Genomic DNA, 4,631 nt, shown 5'->3' on the forward strand with positions numbered 1-4,631 from the left:
TTCCAAACGGCTGAAAAAAATCTTTTGAACGGACAAAAAAGACAAAAAAAAAGGTCAACCTATTTCAGTATAATACACAAATCAAAATTCCTTTTTACAATTTGCCTTTTAATTCTTTGTGGTTGTAAAGAAAAAAATAAGGCTTTGTACTCTTTAGAAGATATTTGTAATTGTTACTCTCAGTCCGAATTTGTCGGATTTGATGCAACACTAAGCAGTTGTTTAACTGAATTTAATACTGCCATAAATAAGGAGAAGGAAAAAGCCAAAAAAGAGGACTTAGTAGATTTTGAAAAGAATCATCTGTTTGATATGATGAAAGAGTTAATTCAAACTTGTCCAAAGTATCAAAAGGATTTCAATAAAGTACTTCTTGGCAGATATTCCAAAAGGAATAAAGAAAATCTTAGTAAAAGAAAAGACTCATTGCTAAACTTAATTGATTCCGTAGAAAATAAAGCGGGCAGGTACGTACAACTGTCTGAATTGGAAATTCTAAATGGAGATTTTGATAAGGCAACTGAATCGATTAACACCTCTATTGAAATGAATCCAAAAATGGAGATGTCCTATTTTGTTCGTGGATTTTTAAATCATAGAAAAGGCGATTTTAACAAAGCTATTTCGGACTTTAAAACAATGCGCAGTATAACGGAACAACAAGATATGAGTCTAACCGCTGATTTATGGATTTTGAATTTAGAACAGGAACTGAAATAAATACTGCTTACAACAAAGCCTAAACGTAATGCGGGCTTTAGGGCAAAACGAAAGGTCAGTATATATTTGTAAAGTCGCTAAATCTTATGGATTTAGCTTTGAATAAGAAAAAATAAAACTAAACAATAAGCTTTAGCTTCGTGCGTAGACGGAAACGAAAGGTTTCCTTACTACCGCACTACGCTTAGCCCAACCGTTGTGCCTAATGCGGGAAAAACAATCAGGCAGAAAAATTGTACCTTTACAAAATGGAATATTGGGAAGAAATAAATACTAAACTAAAACCTTGGATTGACGCTGATTTGAATAAAACAGTAGTCGATTTATTTGCTGGTTGTGGTGGACTTTCCCTAGGCTTTGAAGCTAATGGATTTAAAACTATTGGCTATGAAATGGATGAGAATGCTACAAAAACATACAACAGAAACTTAATCGGAGAATGCTTTAATCAAAAATTGACAACGGAAACCATTTATCCAAAAGCAGATATAGTTATCGGAGGTCCACCTTGTCAACCATTTAGCGTTGGTGGGAAACAACTCGGTTTAAAAGATTCTCGTGACGGATTTCCAATTTTCTTATCAGCAGTTAAACAGTTAGACCCAGAAGTTCTTCTTTTTGAGAATGTTCGTGGAATGCTGTATAAAAACAAATGGTACTTAAAAGAAGTAATTGAAGAACTTGAAAAATTAGGATATTATGTTAGTTATTCTTTATTAAATGCTAAAGATTATGAAGTTCCACAAAATAGAGAAAGAGTAATTGTTATAGGTTCTAAAAAGAAAAATAGGTTTCCTAAAAAAATAAATCGAAAAGTTACGGCAGGAGAAGCTTTAGGAGAACTAGCGTTTCAATTTGATGAAGACTCAAAATTCTTTACAAAGTCAATGGATGAATATGTTGCTAGATATGAGAAAGCATCAAAATGTGTAAATCCAAGAGATTTATATTTAGATAGACCCGCAAGAACTTTAACCTGTAGAAATTTAGCTGGTGCAACTGGAGATATGCATAGAGTTAGATTAAAAGATGGTAGAAGACGAAGAATTACTGTTCGCGAAGGTGCCAGACTTCAAAGTTTTCCAGATTGGTTTGAATTTATTGGAACAGAAACTCATCAATACAATCAAATCGGAAATGCAGTTGCACCAAATTTTGCCTATCATTTAGCTTCTAGCATCAAGGATTATTTGACAAACGATTTATCTTATTTAATTACAGAAAACGAGCAATTTAAACTATTCGAAAATGAAGCAATATATCAGTCCAGATAAATCAAAAACATTTAAAGAAAAAACCAAACAGGTTCAGGAACTGATTAATAATACGCTATATATTTTAGATTGTTTTGGTATTCCTTTAGATACTACACCAAGAAGATTGGAGCGAATGGCTATATCATTTTTGGCTTGTGGAGATGTTAAAACTATTTCTGATTTAAAAAACATTAAAGATTTGAAAGATAATTTTTCTCTCAAAACTAGGGATGTAATAGATTATGTAAATAAGAATTTCAAAGAAAAAATTAGTTCAGGTTCTTATGATGATATCAGAAGAAAGGATTTAAAATTATTGACTGTAGCAGAAGTAGTATTACGCTCAAGTCCTAATTCTGCAACAAACGACTCAACACGAGGATATTCAATTAATCCTCTTTATGCTAACCTTGTTAAGGATTATGGTTCTAAAGGCTGGGAGCAAAAAGTCAAAGATAAACTTAAGGGAGTAGAACCTTTAAACCAAAAGCTAAAAAGAGAACGAGAATTAAAAAAGGTTAAGGTCACATTACCTTCAGGAGGGAAAATTCAATTTTCTTCTGGCGAACATAACGATTTACAGAAAGCTATTATTGAAGACTTCTTACCTAGATATGGGTTTGGTGCTCAAGTCCTATATGTTGGAGATACTTCTGATAAATATCTTTATTTGGAAGAAAAAAAGCTCAAAGAATTAAAATTCTTTGACATATCTCACGAAGAATTACCTGATGTTATTGCTTATTCAAAAGAAAAAAACTGGCTCTACCTGATAGAGGCTGTACATTCTTCTGGTCCTATAAGTGAATTAAGGCTTCTTCAACTTGCAAAGTTAACTGAAAAATGTACCGCCGATATTGTCTATGTGACTGCTTTTTTGGACAGACCAAAGTTTCGAAAGTTTATAGCAGAAATAGCTTGGGAAACCGAAGTTTGGATTGCTGACAATCCCGACCATATGGTACATTTCAACGGAGACAAATTTCTTGGACCATATAAAGAATAAAGCACTAGGCACAACAACGTATATAAAAAATAGCTATTTTAGTGCTTAAACGAAAGATAAATAATGAAATAATGGTCAGTTATAAACTGAAAAGTTAGTGCTAAAAATCCGCTACTTTTCATATACAAGACCGTTGTAAACAATTTGAAAAAAATCCTGACAGCCATATTAGTTTTGACTTTTACGGTCTCTTTTTCGCAAACCGAAAAGGATTTGACTGAAATAATTGAATTGGTAATTGCGGAATATCAATCGGATACAATTATTGTAAATAACAGATTTCGGAATGAAGAACTATTATCAGCTCTTGATGGAGTAAAAAGCAGAAAAGATTCCGAAATTCACGATAGATACGGAACCGAATTGGACTCAAATGGAATTGACCCAAATTGGGAAATAAAAACGGCTGAAATGTATGACGATTCTGTAACCGTAAAAATTGAAAAGATAAAAGTAGAATTTTTTCCAGCAATTACGATTATAGATAAAAAAGACAATAAACGAATAAGACGTTACACAAAAACTAAATTAAAAAAGAATAAAAGAAAACCTGTGGCATATATTTCATTTCCGCTAATTTCAACTGACCGAAAAAGAGCTATTGTTTATGGTTCTTATATTTGTGGCGGACTTTGCGGAAGTGGCGGAATTTTCCATTTAGAAAAAATAAACGGAAAATGGAAAATGTTGGAATATGAAAGGCGATGGGTTGCTTAAAAAACTGTTTACAACAATGTGTATAATTCATTGCTGGTAATAGCCTACTTACGAAAGTCCTCGCGGACTTTCTATCTGTGATTTATTTGCTAACTTTAGTACTTAAACACGCAACGAAATCATAGCCAAGACGTTGGCAATAATATAAAACAACCCAATGAAACCAGTTTTAATACTAATATTTATCATCATAGCCTTTTGGTCAGTAATAACAACTTTTAGAGCAATCTATCTGATTTTGACAAAAAAATTTAAAGGAGACAAAACAACTTGGATTCTGATTTCAATGATTGGAATTATTGGTCCAATAATATGGATTACAAAAGGAAAAAAATTGCTTTCTGAATGAAATACAGCATTCCAGATAAAAGAGAATTGACAAAATCTGAAATAGAATTTCTGACTTATCTGTTTGGAAAAGAAAAATCGGAATGGACTAATTTAATCGGAAATCTGAAAGTTATTGCGAGATGTGGTTGCGGAAAATGTCCGACTATAATGTTTGGAAAAACATTTGACTCGGAAATTCAAAAAGGAAACTTAATAATAGATTACACAGGAAAAGGTCAAAACGGAGAATTAGTTGGGATTTCTCTGTTCGGAACTGACCAAATGCCGACTGAATTGGAATTTTACTCAATAGACGGTGAATCAGACATTACAGAATTGCCGAAAATTGACACTCTGAAATCTATAAACAAAAATCTGACTGAATAAAAAAAATACTATTGCCAACAATGTATAACCGCAATTACGGCGGATTCGACTACGTCCGAATCCACTCGGAATTGCGAGTGTCAGTGCCAAACCGAAAATTAACGCATATTAACCCGTAACTGACGGTTATACGAGACCGTTACTTTTAATGGTGCGACATCAAAATTTCGGCAGTATTAAAATTCTCGTGGCTGACTTTTTAAATGAAAAATTAC

Annotated in this window: 5 protein-coding genes; all 5 read left to right on the forward strand. The window is 32.7% G+C overall.

From position 1 onward, the window contains the following. Positions 1-720 (forward strand): hypothetical protein (locus tag Q0945_RS15575; protein WP_299436443.1); only part of this gene is annotated, 720 nt, incomplete at its 5' end. A gap of 248 nt (positions 721-968) precedes the next feature. After that, a complete protein-coding gene (locus Q0945_RS15580; RefSeq protein WP_299436446.1) occupies positions 969-1,994 on the forward strand; it encodes a DNA cytosine methyltransferase in 1,026 nt (341 codons plus the stop codon). Continuing rightward, positions 1,969-2,982, forward strand: coding sequence for a BsuBI/PstI family type II restriction endonuclease (locus Q0945_RS15585; protein WP_299436449.1), 1,014 nt, complete (start codon positions 1,969-1,971; stop codon positions 2,980-2,982). Before Q0945_RS15580 ends, Q0945_RS15585 begins: the two co-directional genes overlap by 26 nt. A 144-nt stretch (positions 2,983-3,126) precedes the next feature. Further along, positions 3,127-3,699: a hypothetical protein gene (locus tag Q0945_RS15590; RefSeq protein WP_299436452.1), complete on the forward strand. Its 573-nt coding sequence runs from the start codon at positions 3,127-3,129 to the stop codon at positions 3,697-3,699. Positions 3,700-4,044: 345 nt separating this feature from the next. Continuing rightward, positions 4,045-4,416: a hypothetical protein gene (locus Q0945_RS15595; RefSeq protein WP_299436455.1), complete on the forward strand. Its 372-nt coding sequence runs from the start codon at positions 4,045-4,047 to the stop codon at positions 4,414-4,416. Positions 4,417-4,631: the final 215 nt, after the last annotated feature.

Source organism: uncultured Maribacter sp. (genome assembly GCF_947500405.1).
In the GTDB taxonomy this organism is placed as follows: Bacteria; Bacteroidota; Bacteroidia; order Flavobacteriales; family Flavobacteriaceae; genus Maribacter_B.

Excerpts from the sequence above, each read along its gene's own strand:
- Q0945_RS15580 (WP_299436446.1), top strand. The coding sequence starts at position 969 with ATGGAATATTGGGAAGAAATAAATACTAAACTAAAACCTTGGATTGAC.
- Q0945_RS15585 (WP_299436449.1), top strand. The coding sequence starts at position 1,969 with ATGAAGCAATATATCAGTCCAGATAAATCAAAAACATTTAAAGAAAAA.
- Q0945_RS15595 (WP_299436455.1), top strand. The coding sequence starts at position 4,045 with ATGAAATACAGCATTCCAGATAAAAGAGAATTGACAAAATCTGAAATA.